The following is a 24204-nucleotide window of genomic DNA, read 5'->3' as shown; positions in this document are numbered from 1 at the left end:
ACGCTGCGCTGGTCGCGTGGGGGGCCGAAGCTCGCCGGCTCGAGAACAGCGAGAGGTTTCGCGACGACCGACAGCTTCCGGGTGCGCGCCGTAGGCGTGCCAATTTAGCAGCAGAGGCCATATCTCCCCCCGTATAAACGCAAAACGGCAGGACACGCGCGTGCGAAACGAGCGAACTGCGTGCGCCGGTGTATGAAGAATAGAAGCAGGCGTTGTCGAGACGCGCCTAAATCTACGCGTTTTGCGCCCCGGGTCGGCGCGTGTGCGCCGCTCGCCGTCAAATCGCTGCCGAAGGCCGCCGTGCGGCAGCATAACGCGGTCCCGAACACGCGCGGGTGCACCCCGTACCTTTCCTGAGTGAAGGCGGCGCGAGTGTTGCTGTCTCTAATCACATGAAGGTTCCGAAACATCCATGTGGAAGCCTGAGCGCAATGCGCAATTTCGCCTGGTCGTTTAGAGGGACACTGACATGTCGCTCGAGGTAAGGATTGGCCCGCCGCAGATTGCCATCCATCAGGGGCATACGGTCCTGCTCACGCAGCCGGACGGGCAAATCATCAGCGGGTCGCGCAAGGGTCTGTATTTCCAGGACACGCGTCTTATCAGCAACTGGACGATCTTCGCCAATGGCGAGCCCTGGGATCTGCTCAGCTCGGGAGCGCTGCAGTCCTTTTTGATGCGGGCATGTCTCGCGAATCGTTCGCTCGACAGCGAGGACGGGCTCATCGAGGAACATACGGTCAGCCTGATACTGACCCGTCATGTCGGTGGTGGAGTCCACGAGGACATCGACATGACCAATCACGGCCTGCATACGGTATCGTTCAATCTAGAGATCGCGGTGCGTAGCGATTTCGCGGACATCTTCGAAGTCAAGGCTGGGCATGTGGTTCGTCGCGGTCGTGTCGTGACCACCTGGAATGAGCACACGCAACACCTGAAGACCAGTTACCAGAATGGGCATTTTGGCCGCGGCGTCAGTCTGAGCGTGCACGATAGCCACACGCGAGGCGCTTATGCAAACGGCCGCATCACATTTGGTGTGAGCTTGCGCCCCGGCGCGCGTTGGCACTGCTGCTTAAAGTACGACATCGACGATGACGGCCGGGCCGTACGCGCGCCGCAGCGCTGCGGCGCTGCCAGCAATCTGTCGCCCGAAGGAAAGCGGCTCGCACAATGGAAACGCGCGATTCCATCACTCGAGTGCAGCAACGAAACCTTCAACCGTCTATTTCGTCAGGCGACCGATGATGTCGCGGCGTTGCGCGTGCCGGAGCACGTCAATGGCAGGCGTCTAATGATTCCCGCAGCGGGCTTGCCGTGGTTCGTCGCGCTGTTCGGACGTGACAGTCTGATCACCTCGCTGCAGACGGCGCTAATTTACTCGGGGTTCGCGCGCGGCACGCTTGCAGCGCTCGGCGCACGACAAGCCACGAAGCGTGACGACTTTCGTGACGGCGAGCCGGGCAAAATCATGCACGAGCTGCGTCGGGGCGAGCTGGCGAAGCTTGGACTCGTTCCTCATACGCCGTACTACGGAACCGCGGACGCGACGGCTTTGTATCTGATCGTGCTCCATACCGCATGGTGTTGCACCGGCGACCGTGAATTGCTGATCCGTCATCTGCCCAATGCCGAACGGTGCCTGAAATGGATCGACAACTATGGCGATCGTGACGGCGACGGGTTCCAGGAGTACGAGACGCGTTCGACGAACGGCCTGAAAAACCAGAGCTGGAAAGATGCCGGTGATGCCGTGGTGTACCCCGACGGCATGCTCGTCAAAGGACCGAAGGCGCTCTGCGAGCTGCAAGGCTACGTGTATGACGCATGGCTTCGTATGGCCGCGATCTACGACCTGCTCGATGAGAAGCGCCGTGCATCCAGGCTGCGCGCGAAAGCCGCCGACTTGTACGAGCGATTCAATGACGCGTTCTGGGAGGAACGCACCGGTTTCTACGCACTATGCCTCGATGGCGACAAGCAACGGGTGATGAGCATCGCCTCCAATCCGGGCCACTGTCTGTGGTCGGGAATCGTTCCGCCCGAGCGCGCGAGCCGAGTAGTGCAAAGACTCATGAAGCCGGACATGTATAGCGGGTGGGGCGTGCGCACACTGTCGTCGAAACATCCGGCCTTCAATCCGCATTCTTATCAGAAGGGCGCCGTGTGGCCGCATGACAACGGACTCATCGCCGAAGGGTTCAAACGTTATGGTTTTGCCGACGAGGCAGGACGGATCGCGAAAGACATCTGCGATGCAGGCGGCTATTTCGCGCTGAACCAGTTACCCGAGCTATTTGCGGGCCTCCAGCGCACGGAGGCGAGCTTTCCGGTGCAGTACATGGGCGCAAATGTGCCGCAGGCATGGGCCGCGGGATCGATTTTTTCGCTCGTGTATGCGATCCTGGGTCTTCAGCCCGACGCGCCGCGCAGGCAACTGTACGTCGACCCGGTGCTGCCCCCCTGGATCGACACGCTGACCTTGCGAAACCTCAAGGTAGGCGCGCAGATATTCGATATCCGGTTCACGCGAACCGACGGAAGCACAGAATTCGAAGTGTTGAAAGGGACTAGCAAAAGCGTGAGCCGGCGCCCGATTGCGAGTTGGCGCGACGAACTGGCTGCGGCCCTTTGATTGCGGGCGTCGGTCCGGACCGTGCCTCAGCGCATCAACGCCAAACACAATGCAATCCCTGCGCCATAAGTCCCAATCGCACCGACGAAGCGCAAAGGGTTGGGCTTCGCCATCGTCGGGAACGCGACAAGCCCTAAGACGAGCAAGCACCGGCACAAGGTCGCGATGACCATCAGCGACACCGTCACCGTGGACGGCGATCTCGCGCCCAGAAAGAGAAATAGCACCGCCAGAAACGGCGCGTATTCCGCTGTGTTGCCATGCGCCCGAACCAGCTTGTGCAACAGGTCGGCCGGATCGTCGGCACAGCCCGCAGTGGTGCGTTCGCGAAAACGCATCATCGATACCGACAAGCCGAGGCAAAATAACAGCAGCCCCAGCACCGCTACGCATCCGAGAGCAATGTTGTTCATGGCAGCGCGGCTCCTTGTCAGGCGATCGACGCACGCCTGTTTGGCGAAAATCAGGCGGCTCCCATTCTCGCACGCGCCGGCACGCGAGGTCCGCGCGGCTGGACCCCGGCAAAAAACGACCGCGCCGCGATCGTTCCAACACCGATCGCGGCGCAGCTCGCTACTCGAATACGTCGACTACAGTAAGCACTCAGTCTTCGCGATCGAACTCCGGCAGCGGACGCGTTCCTTCAATCGCGACCGAATGCAGCAGCTCAGGCTTCAGATCGAGCAGACGCAAGATCGTCGGCGCGACCTGCGTGGTCAGCACTCGCTCGTCGTTGACCTTCCCGGCATGATGCGCATGAGGCACGTACATCACGAGACCGAGATGGCTGTCGTCGGGCGCGTTGCCGCCATGCTCCTCGTCCTTCGACTTGCTCGACGTATAGATGACGCCCGGGTTTGGCTGAACGATGATGTCGGGCGTACGGCCGCGCGACGGATCGCCGAACCGGCTCGCCAGTTGCGGGCCGGACAGGATGTACGCCTGCGGACCGTCCGCGCAAATCCCCGGCGCGTTGCAGCTCAGATTGTCTTTCAGCGTCTTCACGACCGCGGCCGTCTGGCTTTGATCGCGCAGCCAGATCAGACCGACGTCGTCGGTCTGCACCATGCCGGTGCCGACGAGCCCGGTGCCATCGTTCAGGTTGCCGCTCGTCGTAGCGTTCTGCCCAAAAGCGCCGCCCGAATCCAGATAGTTGTTGGCTTCTAGCAGCTTGGTCAGCGTATCGCCGTTCTTCACCAGCTTCGAATGATCGGTCGGCGACTGGCCATGCTTCGCGGTCACGATGATCGCCGTCGACGAATAGAGATTGCGTTGCTTCAGTTCGGACACGATGCGTCCCAACGCGTCGTCGATATACGCGATCGCACCGGCCACCTGTGGACCCGGCGTGAAGCTCGCATCCAGATAGCCGCCGCCCGACGCGACCGTGGCCTTCTGCGCGACGCTCAGCGTCTGGAAGTTGGCGCCGAACACGGTCGGCACCGCGACGTTCTTTTGACCAGTCGAATCCTTGCCATCGATTTGATGGATCAGCGATTGCACATGGTAGTTGTCGAACTTCTCCGTGTGCGTGTACGTGTCGAGATAGTTGGTATTGGTATCCGGATCGATCGAATTTATTTCGGTGCGCGCAAGATCGTCGACACCCGTGCCGGACGGTCCGTTGAGCCAGTCGTAGCCCCACGCGTGTTTATCGGCCCACGCGGTGCGCGCGCCGTTCACGTTGCCCTTGATCACTTCGAAGACCGTGTTGGTCTTCAGATAGTTGTGCGGATAGACGGGCGTGCAGACGCCATTGACGAGCGCATGCGGAATCGCCTGCGGATTGAACGCGCCGCCGCCGTCGAGATGGATCAGCGCGCCGCCGTTCTCGCCGTCGATGCCGGTCGTTTCATCGAACACGACATTCCAGCCGGTCGGGCCCGTGCAACTGGTATCGGACGGCGCATAGAGCGTGCGGTCGTAGGAGACGTCGTAGAACAGGCCCGCGGACTTCGGCGAGCCGCCGGTCACGAGTGCGGCGAGGCCCGGAAACGAATCCGACAGTCCCGGCGTATGCGCGTTCGTGTACGTGGTGCCTGACTTCGCAAGCAGCGCCAGGTTGGGGCAGGTGTTCGCGCCGATGCAACGCGCGACGTCCTGCTCATGCAGACCGTCGAAGCTGATCAGCAGCACATGCTTGACCGACGCGCGATCGCGCTCGTGATCGCGGCCGTGATCGTGATCGTCGCCGGCGGTCGCGACTGCCGCGTACAGCCCGGCGAGCAGTGCGACGGCGGCGCACATTGCGCTTTGCTTACGCTTCCATTTCGTAATCGGTTTCATGTCTCGTCCTTTGCTTAACAACGAATTTGGGTAAAGCGGGACGAATTTGAACCGTAAAAAAAGTCATTTACGTGACCTTGGTTTTTTTATTTGGCGATACTGAAGTCTTAAGGTCTTGTTAAGGTCGGTGTGATCTGCGCGAGTCGTCAAACATAAAAAACGGCACGGGTTATCGCAGTCCGTGCCGTTTCGTCGCTCGGTGGTCAAATGCCGCGAGGGCGTGGCGGAATAGGGACCGCCACGCCGCGCCGGATTGCCGGGCAAATAACCCGCGCGAGTCCGCCTAATGAGCGGCCGGCTCCTGCGTGATGGAATCCACGCGGTCGGGGTAGAACGCGAGGTGTTCGCGGATCGACGCGACGGCGTCGTAAGGGTGCTCGTAGGTCCACACCGCGTTGGTGCCGCGCTCGCCGGCCGATGGAATCGAGAAGTAGGCACAATCGCCTTTGTATGGACAATAAGTCGCGTGCGCCGTGCGTTCGAGCCGGGTCATGTCCACGTCCTTGCGGGGGATGTACAGCACGGCCGGATAGCGGGCCTCGCGCAGCGTCAACGCGTCGTGTGTATCGGCGATCACCTGGCCGCCAGCCATCACGATCACGCGCGCGCGGTGCTGCTCGATCGTGATCGGATGGTCCGGGCCGGGGATCTTGACGGGTTTGTCGTTCGGGACCGAATGGGTGGACATAACGATGCTCCGTGGGGAAATGGGGGTGTCCCTTGCCCGAGCGCCAAGGCAAGCGACTGAAGATATGCCCGTATTGCCGTACAACTTCACTTCGGGTATTTCTATACATACTAGCGCAGACCTTCCAGGTGCTGTGAGCGGCGCAACGCCCGCCGGAGTCGCATCGACTGCGTGCACCTGTTTCAGTGCAGCGGAATCGCGACTTCGCGGAAGACGAACACAATTGGCCGACTGACAGGAGTGCATGATGCTGGTTGGATACGCCGTGGGTGAGCGTGCAAGTGAGCGTGCAAGTCAGTCTGCAATCTCGTCGTCGACAAATGGCGAGGTTGTTTGACTATGCCGGCACTTCGGAAGCGTTGGTCACTTCGCGCATGGGGCGCGGGTGCCGCTCTGCCTTTGAGCCTGCTGTCCTGCCCTTCGCACGCGCAGGTCGTGCCGGGGCAATTGTCGAGCAATACCGTGATTGGCGGCAATGTAAAGCAGCACGCGGATGCTGTGCTCGCGATCATGAGCTACACGACGGTCCCGGACGTCACGACCAGCAATCTGTCGGTCAATAACGGCCTGACCGGTAATCCCGGCTTCGGGCAGACCCAATTCGGCGGCGGCTTCACGCTCAGCAGGTCGTTTCCGTTGTACATGGAGGGCACGCTCGCTTACAGCCGCTACGATCCGGTTTTCATCGCCACGGATGGCGCCCAGCAGCGCGCGGTGCCGACGAAGTGGAACACCTTCAGCGGCACGGTCGGCCTGGGCTGGGATTTCCGCATCACCGACGAACTGGCATTCCGTCCGATCCTGAACGGTACGATCGGGCGCGTGTCGAGCGACCTGAAGGTGGGGCAGACGCTGTTCAATCACGTCACCGACAGCAACCTGCAGTTCCTCGAGAACGGCTCGCTCGATGCCTACGGCTATGGCGGCTCCCTGATGCTCGACTACGAGCACTACCGCGAAAACTACGAAATCGACGCCGAATTGCGGGCGACAGATATTTACCTGCGCAGTTTCGGCGGTTCATCGCAGGCCGTTCAGGGCTCGGCCACGGCCCAGCAAGTGAGCCTATGGACACGCTGGCGCGCGCCCACCGGCTGGCACGCGCTGGACCGGCCAGTCCGCTATGTGCTCGAAGCCGCTTACTCGCACTATTTCGGCGACAGTGCCGGGGTGCTGGGTTTCAACGACCTCACGTCGCTGGGAGTCGGCCTCGAGCTCGACAGCAGCAGGTATCCCGTCATCGTTACCCGCACGCGCGCGATGGTGCGCTACGTGTTCGGTCGCAACGTGCACGGCGTGTCGTTCGGATTCGCGATGAGTTTCTAGCGCGGCCTGCTTGCCGAACTACACGAATGGCGGGGATACCTGCCTTCCGCGCTACTTCGTCACCCCCTTCTTCGTCGCGAGATCCTGCGCCATCTTGTAGTGTTCCTCGATGGTAGGCAGCGCTTTTTGCGCGGCCTTCTTCAGATCAGCGTTCTGGCCATCCGAGATCTCTTTCTTGAATGCGCTCAGCGCGTCCTCGTGTCCCTGCAAGCCGACCTTCTGGATATACGCCTGATCGAATGCGTTGCCATGCAGGCTCTTAAGCGAGTCCAGCACCGTGGTGTCGGAATTGTCCTTCGGCACCGCGACGCCGTGTGGTGCAGCCATCTTCAGTTGCATCGTGAGCTTCGCGTGATCGAGCATCATGTGATGCGCGAACGATTTCACATCCTTGTCGCTGGAGTTTTTCGTCGCGAGCTTGGCCGCGTCGATTTCGGTCGACGACGACATGCTCGCCGCCTGCACGAAATCCTTGTCGGCCTGAGGCAGCGGATTGGCGCTCGTGGTCGAGGCGGCCTCGGTTTGCGCGCCGGCGATATGAGGGATAGCGGCAAGCCCACAGCACAGTGCGGCAATGGCGGTAACGCGCTTCATGTTTTTCTCCTCTACGAAGTGGAACGGGATGAATCGAAGCGGGACGGATGACACGCTTCGATCGACAGCCCGCAAGCGCCATACCATCGTCCACCGCGCGTCTGGAATGATGGATGCTCGACGACGGAGGTCTGCACGGTGGAAGAACGACGGAGGCTCGCATGCGCATCGCGCAAGTGTCGACGCTTTACGAGCGCGTGCCGCCCGTCGCCTATGGCGGCACCGAGCGCGTCGTGTCGTGGCTGACCGAGGCGCTGGTCGAACTCGGCCATGAGGTCACGCTGTTCGCGAGCGGCGACTCGCTGACGCGCGCGCATCTCGTGTCCGTGTATCCACGGCCGCTGCGCGAGCTCGAGAACACTGCCGACCCGCAGGCGTTTCATGTCGCGATGCTCGAACGGGTCGTGCAACGTTCGGCCGACTTCGACATCGTGCACTTCCACACCGACTACACGAGCTTCCCGTTCGGCAGGCGGCTCGGCTGCGCGCACGTGACGACGCTGCATTGGCGGCTCGACATCCCCGGTCTGGAGGCGCTGTACCGCGAGTTTTGCGACGTACCGCTGGTATCGATCTCCGACGCGCAGCGCGCGCCGCTGCCGCGACTCGCGTGGCAGCGCACGGTCCATCACGGCCTGCCGCGCGACCTTCACACCTTCAGCCGCACGCCGTCCGACTACCTGGCATTCGTCGGCCGCATCGCGCCGACCAAGCGACCCGATCTCGCGATCGAGATCGCGCGCCGTGCGAACGCGCGGCTCGAAATCGCGGCCAAGATCGACGACGGCGATCGCGTCTACTACGAGCACGAGGTCGCATCGCTGATGCGGCAACCGCATGTGCGCTATCGCGGCGAGCTGGGTGGCCGTGACAAGGATCGCTTCATCGGCGCCGCGCGAGCGCTGCTGTTTCCGATCGACTGGCCCGAACCGTTCGGACTCGTGCTGGTCGAGGCGCTGGCGGCGGGCACACCGGTGATCGCATTCGACCGCGGCTCGGTCCGCGAGATCATCGACGACGGCGTGACCGGCTTCATCGTCGATAGCGTCGACGCGGCCGTCGATGCGGTGAACCGGATCGGCGAGCTGGACCGCGCGCGCTGTCGCGAAGCCTTCGAGCGGCGCTTCACCGCGGCACGCATGGCCGACGAGTACATCGAGGTGTACCGGAAGCTATTGGCGTCGAAGCGTTGAAGCGAAACGACGCCTGCGCGAGCGTGGATTTTTTCTAACGCGGCACGCCAATCTTGACCAACGCCATCGGCTCTGACGGCCACGGAGCACGGGACAGGTTCACGCGTCACGCGGCCGCCGGGTGCACGCGCGCAGCGGCCCGACCGTATCGCGATCGGCAAGCACGTGTCGGGCAGACCGTCATCGCGCACTGCACGGCGCATCCGGCGCCTACAGGCACGCCGGATGCGAAGGCACGAGCATCCGCGCGTGCCCGAAGCGATGCCCGGCACGGACGTACTGCCGGAGCAGCAGCCGGTACGCGACACGCCGGACGTGCAAGCACCGGTTTCGGCGCCGCCGCGACGCGCCACGCCGGCCAGCACTTGACCCTTCCACCCAACCCATCAGGGGAACGAAATGACCGACTCCCGTTCGACCACGGGCGAGCGCCCGCTGAACCCGTTCATCGACGTGCAGAAAGCGCTGAAGGGCGCTTCCTATCCCACCGACAAGGACAGCCTCATCGAAACCGCGAAAGCCAATGGCGCCGACGACGACGTGCTGCAACGGCTCCAGGATCTACCCGACCAGCAGTATCAGAGCCCCGCCGAAGTCTCCAAGGGCGTCGGCAATGAATAACCCGCAAACTCCGTCGCCGCCCCCGCCAGGTCAGGGCTCACCCGCGACCCGGTCCCCGCGTGGAGCGCGGCTCCCGGTCGCGCTCGCGGTGCCGGGCGTCGTCTTCGTCGTCATTGGCGTGCTGCTCGCGATCGGCGGTATCCGGCTCGCGATGCTCGGCGGCTCGTGGTACTACCTGCTCGCCGGCATCGCGATCGCGGCGACCGGAGTGCTGCTGTGGCTGCGCCGGCGTGCCGCGCTGTTCGTGTTCGCGATCGTGCTGTTCGCATCGACGATCTGGGCGGTGGTCGAGGCGCGCTTCGATTTCTGGCAATTGCTGCCACGTCTTTGGGTATGGGTCGTGCTCGCGATCTGGCTGCTGCTGCCACCGGTGAGCAAGCGGCTCGCGCTCGGGCCGCCCGCCGCGCCGCGCGAAGGCGTGCTGCCGCTCGCGGGGGCGGTCGTGCTCGCGGTGCTGCTCGGCATCGTCACCGCGTTCAACCACCCGTACGATCACCCCGGCCAGCTCGAAGTAACGTCGGCAGCGCCTGCCGACGCGCCGCTTGCCGGCGACTCGAATCGCAAGCCGGCGGACTGGAGCGACTACGGCGGCTCGCCGCTCGGCCAGCGCTACTCGCCGCTCGCGCAGATCACACCGGAGAACGCGGACAAGCTGAAGGAGGCATGGCGCATCGAGACCGGCGACAAAGCCGGTCCGGGCGACCCGACCGAAACCACCTACGAAGACACGCCGATCAAGGTGGACAACAAGGTGTACGTGTGCACGCCGCACAGCATCGTGATCGCGCTCGACCCCGCGACCGGCCACGAACTGTGGCGTTACGACCCGCACATCCAGAGTCCGGTCGGCAGTTTCAAGCACTGGGAGCATATGACCTGTCGCGGCGTGTCCTATCACGACGACGCGCTCTATCCACCGCTGCCCGCCGCGGCCGAAGTCGCGCGCAACAGCGCGGCGGTAGCCACCGCGAGCCCGGCGAGCGCGGCGGCGGCGGGCCAGGGCACGGTGCCGACGCCGGTGCCGAACACGCCGCAAGATCGGGCCGCAACTGCAAGCGAGTGCCCGCGCCGCATCTTCGTGCCGACCGCCGATGCGCGCCTGATCGCGCTGAACGCCGACACGGGCGCGCTGTGCCCGCACTTCGGCAACAACGGCGTAGTCGACCTGCGCACGCACATCGGGCCGTTCACGCCCGGTGGCTACTACTCGACGTCGCCGCCGGCCGTCACGCGCGACCTCGTGATCATCAGCGGCCACGTGACCGACAACGAATCGACCAACGAGCCGTCCGGCGTCACGCGCGCGTTCGACGTGCACGATGGTCATCTCGTATGGAACTGGGACGCGGGCAATCCGGACAAGACGCAGCCAATCGCGCCTGGGCAGATCTACGTGCGCAACTCGCCGAACATGTGGTCGGTGTTCTCGGTCGATGAGAAGCTCGGCATGGTCTACCTGCCTCTCGGCAATCAGACGCCGGACCAGTGGGGCGGGCTGCGCACACCGGCCTCCGAGAAGGTCGCGGCGGGCATCGTCGCGCTCGATCTCGCGACCGGCCGGATGGTGTGGAACTACCAGTTCACGCACCACGACCTGTGGGACATGGACGTCGGCGGCCAGCCGTCGCTCGTCGATCTGCAAACCGCGAGCGGCGTGCAACCGGCGATCGTCGCATCGACCAAGCAGGGCAGCATCTACCTGCTGAACCGCCAGACCGGCAAGCCGATCATCCCGATCACCGAACGTCCGGTGCCGGGCGGTGCGGCGCCGGGTGACCACACGTCGCCGACGCAGCCGTACTCGGCGCTGAACTTCGCGCCGCCAAGGCTGCACGAGCACGACATGTGGGGCACCAATCCGTTCGATCAGCTATGGTGCCGCATCAAGTTCAAGTCGTTGCGCTACGACGGCATGTTCACGCCGCCATCGGAGCAGGGCTCGCTCGTGTTCCCCGGCAACTTCGGCGTATTCGACTGGGGCGGCGTCGCGGTCGATCCGGTGCGGCAGGTGCTGATCCTGAATCCGAGCTATATGGCGTTCACGTCGAAACTGGTTCCGCGCGCACAGATCGGTTCGAACAGCGGCGAACAGAAGGGCAGCGAAACGAGCGGCATCAAGCTCGCGCTCGGCACGCCATTCGGCTTCGAACTGAACGCGTTCCTTTCGCCGCTCGGCATTCCGTGTCAATCGCCGCCCTGGGGCTACGTGGCCGCCGTGGATCTGCGCGAGGGGCATATCGTCTGGGAGCACAAGAATGGCACGATCCGCGATAGCGCGCCGCTGCCGATTCCGATGCCGCTCGGCGTGCCGAGCCTCGGCGGCATGATCACCACCGGCGGCGGCGTCGCGTTCCTGTCCGGCACGCTCGACTACTACCTGCGCGCCTATGACGTGCGCACCGGCGCGCGGCTGTGGCAAGCGCGTCTGCCGGCCGGCGGCCAGGCCACGCCGATGACCTATGCCGACAGCAACGGCAAGCAGTATGTGCTGGTGGTAGCGGGCGGACATGGCTCACTGGGCACGAAGCAGGGCGACTCCGTGGTCGCCTATACGTTGCCGTAGTCGCGCCGCGGTAATCACGCTGCAAGCGCACACTGCAAGCGCGCGCCACGCTCAATGCGTGGCCGCGCGCAGCAGAAGCTTCAATACACCCGCCACCGTCGCGAGCGCGACGACGCCGGCGAGCCACAGGCCGGCGAACCACGCAAGGCGGCGCCACATGTCAGTGGTACCCCTCGCCCGCGCGCATCTTTCCCTTGAACACCGAGTACGCATACACGGTATAGCCGAGAATCATCGGCACCGTGATCGCGGCGCCGACCAGCAGAAACAGCAGGCTCGCATGCGGCGCTGCCGCCGCGCGGAACGAAATCGACGGTGGCACGAGGTTCGGATAAAGACTGATCAGGAGCCCCGCGTAGCACAGCACGAAGACGCCGTACGCAAACAGCAGCGGCAACAGATGGCGGCGCGCAGACAGGCTGCGGAAAAATCCGAACGCCAGCAGAACGACCAGCACCGGTACCCACGCGGTGAACAGCAGGTCCGGCCAGCGGAACCAGCGCGTCGTCAGCGAGATGGGCAGCATCGGCGTCCATAGCGTGACCACCACGATCAGCGCGAGCACGGCGACGGCCATCGTGCGCGCGTGTCGCCGGCAACGCTCGTGCAACGGACCTTCGGTGCGCCAGATCAGCCAGCACGAGCCGAGCAGCGTGTAACCGGCCATCACCGCGAGACCGCACAGGATCGTGAAGCCGGTCAGCCAGTCCCACCAGCCGCCCACATACGAGAACCCCTTGACCTCGATACCTTGCAGCAGGCCGCCGAGCACGAGCCCCTGGCACAGCGCCGCGAGCGCCGAGCCGCCGAAGAACGCGGCGTCCCACCATGCGCGGCCGCGGCCTATTGCGCGAAAGCGGAATTCGAAAGCGACGCCGCGGAACACCAGCGCGAGCAGCATCGCGATGATCGGCGGATAGAGCGCCGGCAGAATCACGCCGTAGGCAAGCGGAAACACCGCGAACAAGCCGCCGCCGCCGAGCACGAGCCACGTCTCGTTGCCGTCCCATACCGGTGCGATCGAATTCACCATCACGTCGCGGTCGTCGCGGTGGTGCTCGACCGCGAACAGGATGCCGACGCCGAGATCGAAGCCGTCGAGCAGCACATATGCGAGCACCGCGAACGCGAGGATCGCGGCCCATACCAAAGCGAGATCAAACGTTCCTGTCGTCATCGGCCTGACTCCCCGGAGTTGATGGGACGGACGGTGCCTGTGCTGGGCCCGGGGTGATGCCGGCGCTGCGATGCGGCTTGTCCTTTGCGGGGCCGGGCGTGTCGAGCGTGGGCGTCGCCGCCATCAGCCGGAACAGAAAGACCACGGCTGCGCCGAACACGATCGCGTACACCACGCCGAAGCTCGCGAGCGATACCGCGACGCCGGGCGCGGCGATCGGTGACACGCTGTCGGCCGTCCGCAGCAGACCGTACACCGTGTACGGCTGCCGGCCGACTTCGGTGACGGTCCAGCCGCACAGCAACGCGATCAGACCAGCCGGCCCCATCGCGACCATGATCCGCTGCATCCAGCGCGCTTCGTACAGGGTCCTTCGATAGCGCAACGCGAGACTGCCCAGGCCGAGCAGCGCCATCAGGATGCCGAGTCCGACCATCACGCGAAACGCCCAGAACACGACCGGCGAGAACGGGCGCTCGGACGGCGGGAACGATTTGAGGCCGGCGATCGAGCCGTCCCAGGTGTGCGTCAGAATCAGCGCGCCGAGATGCGGTACTTCGAGCGCATAGTCGGTCGTCTCCGTGCGCATGTTCGGGAACCCGAAAAGAATCAACGGCTGACCGGGACGCGCGAGCCAGTCGCCTTCGAGCGCGGCGATTTTGGCCGGCTGGTGCTCGAGCGTGTTGATACCGTGCTGGTCACCGACCACCATCTGGATCGGCGCGACGATGCAGGCCATCCATAGCGCCATCGACACCATCAGGCGCGCGCAGACATTGCGCGAATCGCCGAGCAGATGCCAGGCGCCGACCGCGCCGACGAGGAACGCGACGCTCAGATACGCGGCCAGCACCATGTGCACGAGCCGGAACGGAAATGACGGATTGAAGATGATGCGCATCCAGTCGGCCGGAAAGAAGCGTCCGTCGACGATCGCATAGCCCTGCGGCGTCTGCATCCATGAATTGACGGCGAGAATCCAGAACGCGCTCATTAGCGTGCCGATCGCGACGAGCACGGTCGCGAGAAAGTGCAGACGCGGGCCGACGCGTTTCATGCCGAACAGCATCACGCCGAGAAATCCCGACTCGAGAAAGAAAGCGGTCAGCACTTCGTAGCCCATCAGCGGCCCGACGATCGGACCCGCGCGAAACGCGAAGCCCGCCCAGTTGGTGCCGAACTGATACGCCATCACGAGCCCCGACACGACGCCGATGCCGAACACGACCGCAAAGATCGTCAGCCAGTAGCGGTAGACGGCGAGATATACGGGCTTGTGGGTGACGAGCCATGCGCCTTCGAGCACGGCGAGGTAGCTCGCGAGACCGATCGACAGCGCCGGAAAGATGATGTGGAAAGCAATCGTGAAGCCGAATTGCATTCGCGCGAGGGTCACGGCATCGATGGGAATGGACATCAGGGTTCCTCGGGGCAGGCTGGCGGCGGCTCCGCTGCTTCGACACGACCCGCAGCAAGCCCCATACCGTTGGGCGCGGGTCGCGGGGTATAGCGCTTGCTGAGCGGACCCATGAATCGATCAAAGGAGTCGTGCACCATGCGATTTTTTGCGCTCGCAACCGACTACGACAACACGCTCGCCACCGACGGCCAGGTCGCCGATTCGACGTGGGCCGCGCTCGAACGCCTGCGCGCGTCGGGCCGTCATGCGATCCTCGTCAGCGGACGCGAGCTCGACGATCTGCTCGCGATCTGTCCGCGCATCGAGCTGTTTTCGCGCGTGGTCGCGGAAAACGGCGGCGTGCTGTATTGCCCGGCCGATGGCGCGCGCCGTCTGCTCGCACCCGCACCGCCGGAGAATTTCGTCGCGGAGTTACGGCGGCGCGCACCCAACGCTTTCAGTGTCAGCCAGACGTTGGTCGCGACGATGAAGCCCCGTGAGCATGTCGCGCTCGATGTGATTCGCGACCTTGGGCTCGAGTTGCGGATCATCTTCAACGGCGACGCGGTGATGATCGTGGCGCCGGGCGTGTCGAAGGCGAGCGGTCTGAGCGCGGCGCTCGCCGATCTCGAATTGTCGCCGCTGAACGTGGCCGGTATCGGCGATGCGGAAAACGACCATGCGCTGCTCGACGCGTGCGGCCTCGCGGCGGCTGTCGCGAACGCGTTGCCGGAGTTGAAGAAGCACGCCGATATCGTGACGGGCGGCGTCGCGGGCGCGGGCGTCGCCGAACTGATCGACGCACTCGTCGCCGACGATTTGCGCAGCATCGCCGATGCGTCGCCGCGCAATCGCATCGTGCTCGGCCCTCGTTGTGATGCGCCGGACAGCGAGCCGCTGTCGTTGCCCGCGTACGGCAGCGTCGTGCTGCTCGTCGGTGAATCGGGCTGCGGCAAGTCCACCGCGACGGCGGGCCTGCTCGAACGGCTCGCGGGCGCGGGCTGCCAGATGTGCATCGTCGATCCTGAAGGCGACTATGACAATGACGATGCGACCGTCGCGCTCGGCGATGCGGGCAATGCACCGTCGATCGACGAGGCGATGCAGTTGCTGCGCCGTCCGGCGCGGCCCGCCATCGCGCTCAATCTGCTGCGGGTGCCGCCGTCGGATCGGCCGCTGTTCTGCGCGAATCTGCTGTTGCAGGTGCAGCGTCTGCGCACGCGCACCGGGCGGCCGCACTGGCTCGTGTTCGAAGAGGCGCATCACGTGTTTCCCGCGCAATGGGCCGGCGCGAACCAGGCGATTCCGGATGCGCTGGAAACGGCGCTCGCGGTCACCGTGTCGCCGGAGCAGTTATCGCCGGTGTTGCTGCAGCAGGTCGGCACGGTGCTCGCGATGGGCGACGGCGCGCATGCGGCCTTGCAGCGCTTTGCTGCGGCAAGTGGACGTGAGCCGCCAGCGTCGAGCGGCGACGGGGCGCAACTCGCCAAAGGCGACGCGCTGTTGTGGCGCGTCAGCGCCGTCGCGCCGCCGCAGCTCGTGCGGCTCGAGCCCGGCCGCAAGGAAAAGCGCCGGCATCGTCGCAAGTACGCTGAGGGGCTGCTGATTCCCGAGCGCAGCTTTTACTTTCGCGGCGAGCACAACGCGCTGAACCTGCGCGCGCACAACCTCGTGCTGTTCGTCGAGATTGCCGAGGGTGTCGATGCGGCGACATGGCAGTTTCATCGCCAGCGTGGCGACTATTCGCGCTGGTTCGAACAGCAGATCGGCGACACGGACCTGGCCGACGAAGCACGCGGCATCGAGCAGGACAGCGCGCTCGATGCCGCGCAAAGCCTCGCGCGCATCCGCGCGGCGATCCACGCGCGTTACACCCAACCGGAGAATCCTTCGCTGCCCGCGGTGTTGACAGGCTCGCCGCAAAGTCGCGACGAGCCCGACCCGCGTCGGTCCGACACGGATCAGCGGCCGTGAGGCGGGGATTGCAACGCGACGCGCGCGCGGTCCGCGCCAGGCACGCGCAATGCGCATCTCCGCTCAAAACGGTCCGATGCAACGGACCGAAGGAGCCGAACATGCGTGTGCAGGCGATAGAGATGGCCGACTTCCTCGTAAGCTGGACCGTCATCAGAGATTCGGAAGGTGCTTTCCAATGGATCGTGCTCGTGACCGAGCGGGGCGGCGGACATGGCACGGTCTTCGAGCGACGCGGGACGTGTGGCCACGTGTCGTGGGGCGACGCGCAGGACATCGCGGCCGAGAATGCCCGCCGCGTCGCGGCCACGCTCGTCGACCCGGGCACGCTCGACAAGACGCAACAGCGGCGCGCGCGGACGCCGGCGGCGCCCGGCGCGAATCGTTGATGCCCGCTTGCGCCAGTCGTTCACGCATCCGCTACTCATATTGACGCTGCGTCCGTGCCGCGCGACGCGACCTCGGCAGGCTGCGCCGCAACGCGAGCAATAAGGTCGATCCCAGTAGCAGCGTGGCGATCGGAAACGTGCCCGCCGCATTCACCGCAATGTTCATCGGACGCTCTCCGAGCAACTGCATCCGGCGGCGCGTCATCGCGGCGCCGAGCGACTGCAGTTCGTTTTTCAGCACGCGCTCGGCGTCGGGCAGCAGGATGGTTTCCTCGTCGGCGACGTGGTGGGCGACTTCGCGGATCAGTTGAAGAAACAGCCCATCGTACGCGGCGTTTTCGGGGCCCATTGCGCGCAGCTTTGCGATCGTCGCGCGCATCTCGTTGTGCTCGGAACGACTTTTCGTCAGTGTCTCGTCGTTGCCCAGCGCGCGGTCTAGCGCCGGGTAGAAAATTTCTTCCTCCAGTTGCGCGTGGATTTCCAGCGCATCGCACACGCCGTTGACGATCGCGCGTTTTCGCCACCACGGCGTGGACGCGTGGTATCGGTGCGAAGCGGCGAGCACGTGCATATGGTCGAGGCGGATCATCGACGTAATCGACGGCGACAACGATGAGGCTTCATTGGACATGGCGTTTCTCCACGGAAAGGGTGCTCGCGGATACCGCATGCGCCATTCCTGATGCCCCACAATGGGTCAATCGTGCGCCAGCGCCCGCTAGCGGAGCTCTTTGCTGCTCGACAGTGCGCTCAAGGCAGAGTCCGTAGCATCCGCTGCACGGGCGAACAGATCGTCGACGATTCGGCGCGCCGCGCTATATCCGCCCATCAACGCATCGGCCTCGGTGTCGAATGGCCGTCCGCCGGCAATGTCGAAGCGCAGCGGCGAGAACGTGGCAACCGCAGCACCCGCCTGATAGATGTGAACCACCGCCGCATAGCGCGTGCGTACCGCCGCGCGCCCGGCGGGGCGCAACGTGAAATCCGCCTCGACGGTCACCTCGATCGTGAACCCGTGGTATTCGTAGGTCCGCATCATCATCATGTCCTTCGTCGCGTAAGTGTGTGATCGCGCCGGTGCGCGCCGATCATGCGCGACGGCCACGGCGCTCGCTGCGTGCTTCGAGCGTGGCGAGCCGCGCGAGCAGCAGGCGCGCTTGCGGTTGCAGCGCCGGCGGCAGTTCGGCATTGGCCTCGATGCGCGCGCGCCAGTAAGCGGGCATAGCAACTATCGTGCCTTGCCAGTCGAGGTCGTCGCGTTTAACGAGTTGTTCGAGGCGCTGGACCATCGTGCTGATGTGCTTCAGTTCGTTGGCGGCGTCGTTATAGTTACGCGCGGCATTCACAGGTTCTCTCCGATTTGTTGTTAGTTGTTGTCGTGAGTCAGCGTTTCGACCATACCGCGTCGCTCGCTCGGCGCGCCTGTACCTCTTCAACGTTTTCGCATCAGGGTTTGAAGCAACGATTCGCCGTGGTTCGTCACGCGCGGACGATGCGCGCCCGACGGTGTGCTTTCGAGCGCGACCAGTTGGCGCTCGAGAAGCGCGTTGAATTCTTCGCGCTCTATATCGGTGTACTCCGGCGATGCCTTCACCAGCATCAAAACCTCAAATTCATGAGGGCTCAGCATGGTCTTTCCTGGAGCGGTCAATTTTTCACGGAACGTACGTTTTCCGCGTTGTCGACAGTAAGTCGTACCGGTCTGTCTACGTGTCGGAAAACGCCGGAATCAGCATACGCTGGCAACCGCAAGAAGGTGCATAGAGGCGTATGTCCGAAACTCTTACAATGCGGACAGCCATGCTGGGACGCGCGGCCCCGCCTTCGCGCGAATTCGAAGAAACCCGTTCGCGACCGATTTGGCGTAGTGTAGTCAATGTGAATGGCGGTTGAAGGAGGGCGCAATGCCTGACGTCCGAGGAGGCTGCCCTCGCGCCATCGACGCGCGGGAGCGCGAAAATTCCGCGAGGTGCGATCCGACCCGCGACGCGGCGCGCGCTGCGAAAAACCGTCGCGCGGCGGCGCTGCGCACAGCGCTCGTCATGACATTCGCGATCGCCGCGACGGCCGCGTGCGCGACGCCGCCCGAACCCGGCACCGCGCAGCCTTCGGGTCAACCGACCTGCAACGTGGCCGGCAAGTTCTGCAACACGTTTTTCGGACCTTGACGATACCCGCGGCAGCGCCTTGAGCGATCACCCGAGCTCGTTGCTGCGCGGGACTTCGCTGCCTATTTCGGCGCCGGTCGTCGGATCGCTCGACGGGTCGGAGCGCAGACGCGTGGCCATCGCAGTCACGGCGGTTTCCTGGTGCGCTTCGAGGCTCACCGACGCATTGCCGTCGCCGCCATCCACCGCCGGTTCACCCGTCCGTATCGTGAGACCGGTGCCGCTGTTCCACGGTGTGTTGATCACCGCTCCGTCGTGCGACATCTTGTAGTAGACGCTCGCGAATTCCTGTCTCGGCGGCAGCTTGCCCGGCGGGAAACTCGGTGTGATCGCATACAGCGCCTTCTCGAACGACTTTTGATGCGCGACTTCGCGGGTCATCAGAAAGCCGAGCGCCTCGCGCACGCCGGCATCGTCGGTCACGTTGATCAGCCGTTCATAGATGATCTTCGCGCGGGCTTCGGCGGCGATGTTCGAGCGCAGGTCCGCGGTCGGCTCGCCGATCGTGTCGATGTACGCGGCACTCCACGGTACGCCGCCGGAGTTCGTCAGCGGCGGTCCGCCGCCGTAAAGCACCTGCGTAAGGTGGCTGTCGTTGCCCGCGCCGTTGAGCTTGCGATACAGCTCGGCTTGCTGCTCGACCGCTTCGGCGAGTTCCCCTTTCGCGCCGCGATTCAACATCGCGACGATCGAGCCGATGATCTCGAGATGGCTCAGCTCTTCGGTGGCGATGTCGAACAGCATGTCCTTGCGCCCGGCGTCTTCTTCCGCAACGGCCTGCGTGAAGTAGCGCATCGCGGCGGCCAGTTCGCCTTGCGGACCGCCGAACTGCTCCAGCATCAGATTCGCGAGCCCGGGATTGGTCGTGCCGACGCGAACCGTGTATTGCAGCCTTTTGTTGTGCATGAACATCGTGACCTCCATTGGAGTTGGTGCTGTGGGTCTTCCATCCGCCGTGCCACGCGTGCGGAGCGCCGTTCGTCGCGAGCGGCGCGTGGATCGCCTCGCATGCCGTGTTCCTGGCCGGCTCTCGCATCGCGTCGTTGGCCGGCCCGCGATGGCGTGCGCAGTGGCCGATGGCGTCTACCCCATGCCGCGCGCTGATCGTCATCGGCATGTCCGTGGCCTTTGGCATATGGACAGCCGGCATCGGTTGGAGCAGCTTGGTCGCCCGGATAGGCTTGAAGCAGCGGGCGAATGCCCCAGGAACTTGCATGTGAGCGAGGCACTCGACTCAGATACCCGCGCTGCTACGCGCACGAGCGAGGTAACCAGTCGTCCTACTGCAGGAGGAAAGAAATGCTGACGCAGAAAACCAAGGACATCGTAAAAGCGACGGCCCCGGTTCTGGCCGCGCACGGCTATACGATCATTCAACGTTTCTACAGACGGCTCTTCGAAGCGCATCCCGAACTGAAAAACGTTTTCAACATGGCGCATCAGGAGCAGGGGCAGCAGCAGGAAGCGCTCGCGCGCGCCGTGTACGCATACGCCGAGAACATCGAGGACCCCGGCAGTCTCGCCGCTGTGCTGCGCAATATCGCCAACAAGCACGCGAGCCTCGACGTGAAAGCGGAGCACTATCCGATCGTCGGCGAACATCTGCTCGGCGCGATCAAGGACGTGCTCGGCGACGCCGCGACCGACGACATCATCTCCGCGTGGGCGCAGGCATACGGCAATCTCGCGGACGTGCTGATGGGCATGGAGTCCGAATTGCGCGAAACACGCGCGGCGCAGCTAGGCGGCTGGACCGGATGGCGCACGTTCGTCGTCAAGGAGAAGCGGCCCGAGAGCAGCGTGATCACGTCGTTCATTCTCGAACCGAAGGACGGACAGCCGGTCGCCAACTTCGAGCCGGGACAGTACATCGGCATTGCCGTCGATGTGCCCGCGCTCGGCCTGCAGCAGATCCGGCAATATAGTTTGTCCGACGTGCCGAATGGTCATAGCTATCGGATCTCGGTCAAGCGCGAGAGCGGCGAGGCCGGGCGGCCGGCGGGCTATGTGTCCTCGCTGCTGCACGATCACGTGAACGTCGGCGACGAGGTGAAGCTGGCAGCGCCATACGGCACGTTCTGCATCGATGTCCATGCGAAGACGCCGATCGTACTGATCAGCGGCGGCGTCGGTCTGACGCCGATGGTCAGCATGTTGAAGCGCGCGATTCAGGACCCGCAGCGGCGCGTGGTGTTCATTCATGGTGCACGCAACGGCGCGGTGCACGCGATGCGCGACCGTCTGCAGCAGACCGCCGCCACCCAGCCGAACTTCCGCGCGATCGTGTTCTATGACGCGCCGCTCGATACCGACGTGCAGGGCCGCGACTACGACAACGCCGGTTTCATCGACCTCGGCAAGCTGCGCGACGAGATCCTGTTGCCCGACGCCGACTACTACATCTGCGGTCCGGTTCCATTCATGCGGCTACAGCACGACGCATTGAAAAACCTGGACATTCACGAGTCGAAGATTCACTACGAGGTGTTCGGACCAGATCTGTTCGCTGAATGACGGATACGGCGAGTGCCGCGCCACGGCTGCCGCGGAAGCGACAAGCAGGAATGCAGTTACCAAGACGGGGAGTGCGGCATGAGGGTGCGCGACCGCGTCTCGCGCAGACAACTGTCCGCGACGCAGGACTTACGGACAGACTGCGGTGCGGACCTGTTTCCTATACTCGATTTGTCCTCCGCTTGGACTCGTGGGGACAGCGTTCTCAAATGCGCTTGTGGCGACCATGCCGGTCAAAGGCTGGTCGCTTTTTTTTTGCGCGAGCAGTCTTCATCGATCCGGCCGCCGCAGCAGCGCGGCCGCGAGCAGGCCGGCGCCGAGCACCAGGTAGACGTTGCCGAGCGAGCGACGCGACAGGTGCGCCTCGAATCCCGGCGTGAGCCGGTTGGGCACCACCTTGTAGTCGACCACATACGCGCTTGCCACCGTCGCGGCGGCGGCTAGCGCGGCGGCGCCGGGCCGTCGTGACGGGACAGGGCCGGCCATCCGGTCAACGAGTTGCTCGAACAGGAATGCCCAGAAGATGGCGGCCGCCTGATGGATCGCGAAGCCGGTCACCGTATGGCGGATGCTGAAGCCGCGCTCGCGCAACGCGCGTTGCGGCCACATGGAGTGGGTGACCGCATTGATCGGCGCGAGCGGGCTGCCCGATGCGTCCGCGGATGCCGCCGAGGCCGTCGCCGCCGACAGGCACCCGGACAACAGCCCCGATGGGACGGCCCGGCGTAGCGTCGCACGGATGGCCTGATACCACGGCGTACCGATTTTGTACTCGCGCATTTTCATGGCAGCGCTCCAGTGCGGGCGCGCAAACGCACGCCCGATGATCGCGGACAGAGGTATGCGCAAGGAGCAGCATGGCGCGTTCCGCACGGACGGGACAGCGCATCGGCCGGGGCCGACTGCGCCGATTCCCTCGCCAAGTCAGAGTCAGTGCCTTAGCTGCATGTGAAACTACTCGCCGAGTTCACGTCTCCACTCGTGTAGCGGGCCACCTTCGGATAGGCGCACAGCGGACGCGTGCGCCCGGCACCCCAGCTAGTCGGCACTTCGCTATTCGGAATCGCGTTGCTGGTGTCGCGAGCCGTTGCGATGACCCGGTTCGGTGCTTGCCCTTGCTCGACCCATGCCACCATGGGCGTCAGCATGTCGAACTGATCGGCCGTCGGACCGCCGCTGCAGTGGTTCATCCCCGCTACCGTGAAGAGCCGCGCGAAATTGCTTGCGTCTCCGCCACTAGCCGTCGATAGGCGCTGATACCAGTCGGTCGTATCGTTCGACGAGAACACCGGATCGCTCGTTCCGTGATAGACGATCAACTTCGCGCCCCGGCTCCGCAGCCCGCTCAGATCGGTCTCGTTCGGCGGGGTCATGAATGACCACGAAGACTCGGAATAGATCCCGCTCGTGGCGAAGATCTTCGGCGCATCATTGTCCATGCTGAAGTTCAGACCGTAGGCACCCATCGAACCGAGGATCGAAGCGCTTTGCGGCGGCGACGTAAACACGAAGGCTGCCGCGGCCGGATCAAGGCTGATGGAATTGCCTTGCTTCCACGCGGCCCAGCCTGATCCGTTGATACCGACGTCATACGGAAAGCTCGCATAGAGCGCCGTGCCGGCGCTGTTTTTCGCCCCGGAGAAAATATTTCCAACCGCCTGCTTTTGAGCCGTCGTAAGACAGCTGCCGTCGCGCCCATTGCTCGAACACGTCGGTACGTCGGTGGCCAGATTGAAGTTCGCCTGGCACGCTTTGATGTCCTGGACCATTCCGTCCGCCACACCATCGAGCGAATCACACTTCGCGATGATCTTCGATGCGATCAGCTGCCTTTCAGTAGTCGTCAAGCCGGTGGTGATATCGGCAATGCCGGACGAGGTCGTCGCGGTCGCGACGGTAGCGAGCTGTTGGGCGCTCCACAACTCCCCGATCGCCGCCTTGGGCAAATGAAAGCCGGGGTCACCGGCAATGATGCCGTCGTAATCCGCGAAAGATCTGGCTGCCGCCACCATCGCATGACGGCCGCCGTTCGAGCAGCCTTCGAAGTAGCTGCGGTCGGGGCCCTTGCCATAGGCCAACCTGATCACCTGCTTGGCCATCGGCGTGAGCGTAGCGACGGCGTTATAGCCATAGTCGAGACGCGCCTGGGGATCGAGACCGAACAACGGGTTTTGCGACCCGGAATGACCTGCATCCGAACTGATCACGGCGAAGCCCATGTTCAGCGCATTGTTCAGCGGGCCCCCGCCACTGAGCACCCCCGTCGCCGGCGTCACATTGCCGTCGAGACCACCGTTGGCCTGATAGAAAAAGCGGCCATTCCACGCAATTGGCAGCCGCATTTCAAAACCGATCGCATAAGTCCGCCCGTCAACGGCGCTCGTGCGTTGATTCATTTTTCCTTCGATCACGCAATGTTCGGGGACGGACTTTCCCGCCACCGTGAGCGTTCCGGCCGGCACGTCGGTGACGGAGGTGAAGGTCGTGTTGGCAAACGTCAACCTGGCGGCGAGCGCGGCGCAGTCTCCCGACAGCGTCGCGGGTTGTGCGGCGGAGAGCCGAGGCAATTGCGTCGCACTGGTGGAGAGGGAGTCGGAACCGCCGCCGCAAGCCGCCAGCATCGCGGACACGGCCGATACGCACACAGCAATTGAAGTTCGTTTCATTTTCGACC

At 64.1% G+C, this 24204-nt stretch carries 24 protein-coding genes; 10 read left to right on the top strand and 14 right to left on the bottom strand.

Going from position 1 to position 24204, the window contains the following annotated elements:
* Positions 1-469 precede the first annotated feature (469 nt).
* Positions 470-2638: a glycogen debranching N-terminal domain-containing protein gene (locus tag AB3X95_RS11560; protein ID WP_368621377.1), complete on the top strand. Its 2169-nt coding sequence runs from the start codon at positions 470-472 to the stop codon at positions 2636-2638.
* 26 nt (positions 2639-2664) lie between these two features.
* Here AB3X95_RS11560 and AB3X95_RS11555 read toward each other — a convergent pair whose 3' ends face one another.
* The 3 genes from AB3X95_RS11555 to AB3X95_RS11545 all read right to left on the bottom strand — a co-directional run bounded on the left by AB3X95_RS11555 (position 2665) and on the right by AB3X95_RS11545 (position 5612).
* Positions 2665-3051, bottom strand: a complete 387-nt coding sequence (locus AB3X95_RS11555) for an MAPEG family protein (protein ID WP_368621376.1) — start codon at positions 3049-3051, stop codon at positions 2665-2667.
* A 190-nt stretch (positions 3052-3241) separates the two neighbouring features.
* Positions 3242-4924, bottom strand: a complete 1683-nt coding sequence (locus AB3X95_RS11550; protein ID WP_368621375.1) for an alkaline phosphatase family protein — start codon at positions 4922-4924, stop codon at positions 3242-3244.
* A gap of 283 nt (positions 4925-5207) precedes the next feature.
* A complete protein-coding gene (locus AB3X95_RS11545) occupies positions 5208-5612 on the bottom strand; it encodes a DUF427 domain-containing protein (protein ID WP_176122800.1) in 405 nt (134 codons plus the stop codon).
* 339 nt (positions 5613-5951) lie between these two features.
* On the opposite strand from AB3X95_RS11545, the gene AB3X95_RS11540 reads away from it, so the two are divergent.
* Positions 5952-6938, top strand: coding sequence for a hypothetical protein (locus AB3X95_RS11540; protein WP_176122799.1), 987 nt, complete (start codon positions 5952-5954; stop codon positions 6936-6938).
* Positions 6939-6989: 51 nt separating this feature from the next.
* On the opposite strand, the gene AB3X95_RS11535 is transcribed toward AB3X95_RS11540, so the two are convergent.
* Positions 6990-7532, bottom strand: coding sequence for a DUF4142 domain-containing protein (locus AB3X95_RS11535; RefSeq protein WP_176122798.1), 543 nt, complete (start codon positions 7530-7532; stop codon positions 6990-6992).
* A gap of 161 nt (positions 7533-7693) precedes the next feature.
* Between AB3X95_RS11535 and AB3X95_RS11530 the strand changes: the two genes are divergently transcribed.
* The 4 genes from AB3X95_RS11530 to AB3X95_RS11515 all read left to right on the top strand — a co-directional run bounded on the left by AB3X95_RS11530 (position 7694) and on the right by AB3X95_RS11515 (position 11909).
* Positions 7694-8725: a glycosyltransferase family 4 protein gene (locus tag AB3X95_RS11530; protein ID WP_368621374.1), complete on the top strand. Its 1032-nt coding sequence runs from the start codon at positions 7694-7696 to the stop codon at positions 8723-8725.
* 225 nt (positions 8726-8950) lie between these two features.
* Positions 8951-9094 carry a hypothetical protein gene (locus AB3X95_RS11525; RefSeq protein WP_176122796.1) on the top strand — a complete coding sequence of 48 codons (144 nt, stop codon included), beginning with the start codon at positions 8951-8953 and terminating at the stop codon, positions 9092-9094.
* Between the two features lie 30 nt (positions 9095-9124).
* A complete protein-coding gene (locus tag AB3X95_RS11520) occupies positions 9125-9346 on the top strand; it encodes a DUF2795 domain-containing protein (protein ID WP_368621373.1) in 222 nt (73 codons plus the stop codon).
* Positions 9339-11909, top strand: coding sequence for a glucose/quinate/shikimate family membrane-bound PQQ-dependent dehydrogenase (locus AB3X95_RS11515; protein WP_368621372.1), 2571 nt, complete (start codon positions 9339-9341; stop codon positions 11907-11909). Before AB3X95_RS11520 ends, AB3X95_RS11515 begins: the two co-directional genes overlap by 8 nt.
* A 51-nt stretch (positions 11910-11960) precedes the next feature.
* On the opposite strand, the gene AB3X95_RS11510 is transcribed toward AB3X95_RS11515, so the two are convergent.
* The 3 genes from AB3X95_RS11510 to AB3X95_RS11500 are packed head-to-tail and all read right to left on the bottom strand — an operon-like array spanning position 11961 to position 14503.
* Complete coding sequence (locus AB3X95_RS11510) at positions 11961-12068, bottom strand: DUF2474 family protein (protein ID WP_176365444.1); 108 nt, start codon at positions 12066-12068, stop codon at positions 11961-11963.
* Position 12069: 1 nt separating this feature from the next.
* Complete coding sequence (gene cydB / locus AB3X95_RS11505) at positions 12070-13086, bottom strand: cytochrome d ubiquinol oxidase subunit II (RefSeq protein ID WP_368621371.1); 1017 nt, start codon at positions 13084-13086, stop codon at positions 12070-12072.
* The gene (locus AB3X95_RS11500; RefSeq protein WP_368621370.1) at positions 13067-14503 is read right to left on the bottom strand and encodes a cytochrome ubiquinol oxidase subunit I; all 1437 of its coding nucleotides are present in this window, start codon (positions 14501-14503) and stop codon (positions 13067-13069) included. Before AB3X95_RS11500 ends, cydB begins: the two co-directional genes overlap by 20 nt.
* A gap of 138 nt (positions 14504-14641) precedes the next feature.
* Between AB3X95_RS11500 and AB3X95_RS11495 the strand changes: the two genes are divergently transcribed.
* Positions 14642-16459, top strand: a complete 1818-nt coding sequence (locus tag AB3X95_RS11495; protein ID WP_368621369.1) for an HAD hydrolase family protein — start codon at positions 14642-14644, stop codon at positions 16457-16459.
* Positions 16460-16560: 101 nt separating this feature from the next.
* Positions 16561-16848, top strand: coding sequence for a hypothetical protein (locus AB3X95_RS11490; RefSeq protein WP_176122790.1), 288 nt, complete (start codon positions 16561-16563; stop codon positions 16846-16848).
* A gap of 31 nt (positions 16849-16879) precedes the next feature.
* Here AB3X95_RS11490 and AB3X95_RS11485 read toward each other — a convergent pair whose 3' ends face one another.
* The 4 genes from AB3X95_RS11485 to AB3X95_RS11470 form a co-directional block, all read right to left on the bottom strand.
* Positions 16880-17479: a hemerythrin domain-containing protein gene (locus AB3X95_RS11485; protein WP_368621368.1), complete on the bottom strand. Its 600-nt coding sequence runs from the start codon at positions 17477-17479 to the stop codon at positions 16880-16882.
* Between the two features lie 87 nt (positions 17480-17566).
* Positions 17567-17953 (bottom strand): hypothetical protein, encoded by a 387-nt coding sequence (locus tag AB3X95_RS11480; RefSeq protein ID WP_368621367.1) that lies wholly within the window; start codon positions 17951-17953, stop codon positions 17567-17569.
* Positions 17937-18194: a hypothetical protein gene (locus AB3X95_RS11475; RefSeq protein WP_368621366.1), complete on the bottom strand. Its 258-nt coding sequence runs from the start codon at positions 18192-18194 to the stop codon at positions 17937-17939. Before AB3X95_RS11475 ends, AB3X95_RS11480 begins: the two co-directional genes overlap by 17 nt.
* Positions 18195-18280: 86 nt before the next feature.
* A complete protein-coding gene (locus AB3X95_RS11470; RefSeq protein WP_176122832.1) occupies positions 18281-18478 on the bottom strand; it encodes a hypothetical protein in 198 nt (65 codons plus the stop codon).
* 274 nt (positions 18479-18752) lie between these two features.
* Between AB3X95_RS11470 and AB3X95_RS11465 the strand changes: the two genes are divergently transcribed.
* Positions 18753-19016, top strand: a complete 264-nt coding sequence (locus AB3X95_RS11465; protein ID WP_176122787.1) for a hypothetical protein — start codon at positions 18753-18755, stop codon at positions 19014-19016.
* A 27-nt stretch (positions 19017-19043) separates the two neighbouring features.
* On the opposite strand, the gene AB3X95_RS11460 is transcribed toward AB3X95_RS11465, so the two are convergent.
* Complete coding sequence (locus AB3X95_RS11460) at positions 19044-19928, bottom strand: manganese catalase family protein (RefSeq protein ID WP_176122786.1); 885 nt, start codon at positions 19926-19928, stop codon at positions 19044-19046.
* A 387-nt stretch (positions 19929-20315) separates the two neighbouring features.
* On the opposite strand from AB3X95_RS11460, the gene hmpA reads away from it, so the two are divergent.
* Positions 20316-21530, top strand: coding sequence for an NO-inducible flavohemoprotein (gene hmpA / locus AB3X95_RS11455; RefSeq protein ID WP_368621365.1), 1215 nt, complete (start codon positions 20316-20318; stop codon positions 21528-21530).
* Positions 21531-21800: 270 nt separating this feature from the next.
* On the opposite strand, the gene AB3X95_RS11450 is transcribed toward hmpA, so the two are convergent.
* Complete coding sequence (locus AB3X95_RS11450; protein WP_176122784.1) at positions 21801-22316, bottom strand: hypothetical protein; 516 nt, start codon at positions 22314-22316, stop codon at positions 21801-21803.
* A 152-nt stretch (positions 22317-22468) separates the two neighbouring features.
* Complete coding sequence (locus tag AB3X95_RS11445; protein WP_368621364.1) at positions 22469-24196, bottom strand: tannase/feruloyl esterase family alpha/beta hydrolase; 1728 nt, start codon at positions 24194-24196, stop codon at positions 22469-22471.
* Positions 24197-24204: the final 8 nt, after the last annotated feature.

This window comes from Paraburkholderia sp. BR13444 (genome assembly GCF_040948755.1).
Classification (GTDB): Bacteria; Pseudomonadota; Gammaproteobacteria; order Burkholderiales; family Burkholderiaceae; genus Paraburkholderia; species Paraburkholderia youngii.
Note: the sequence above shows the minus strand (reverse complement) of the source record. Positions and strands in the feature narration are given on the sequence as shown.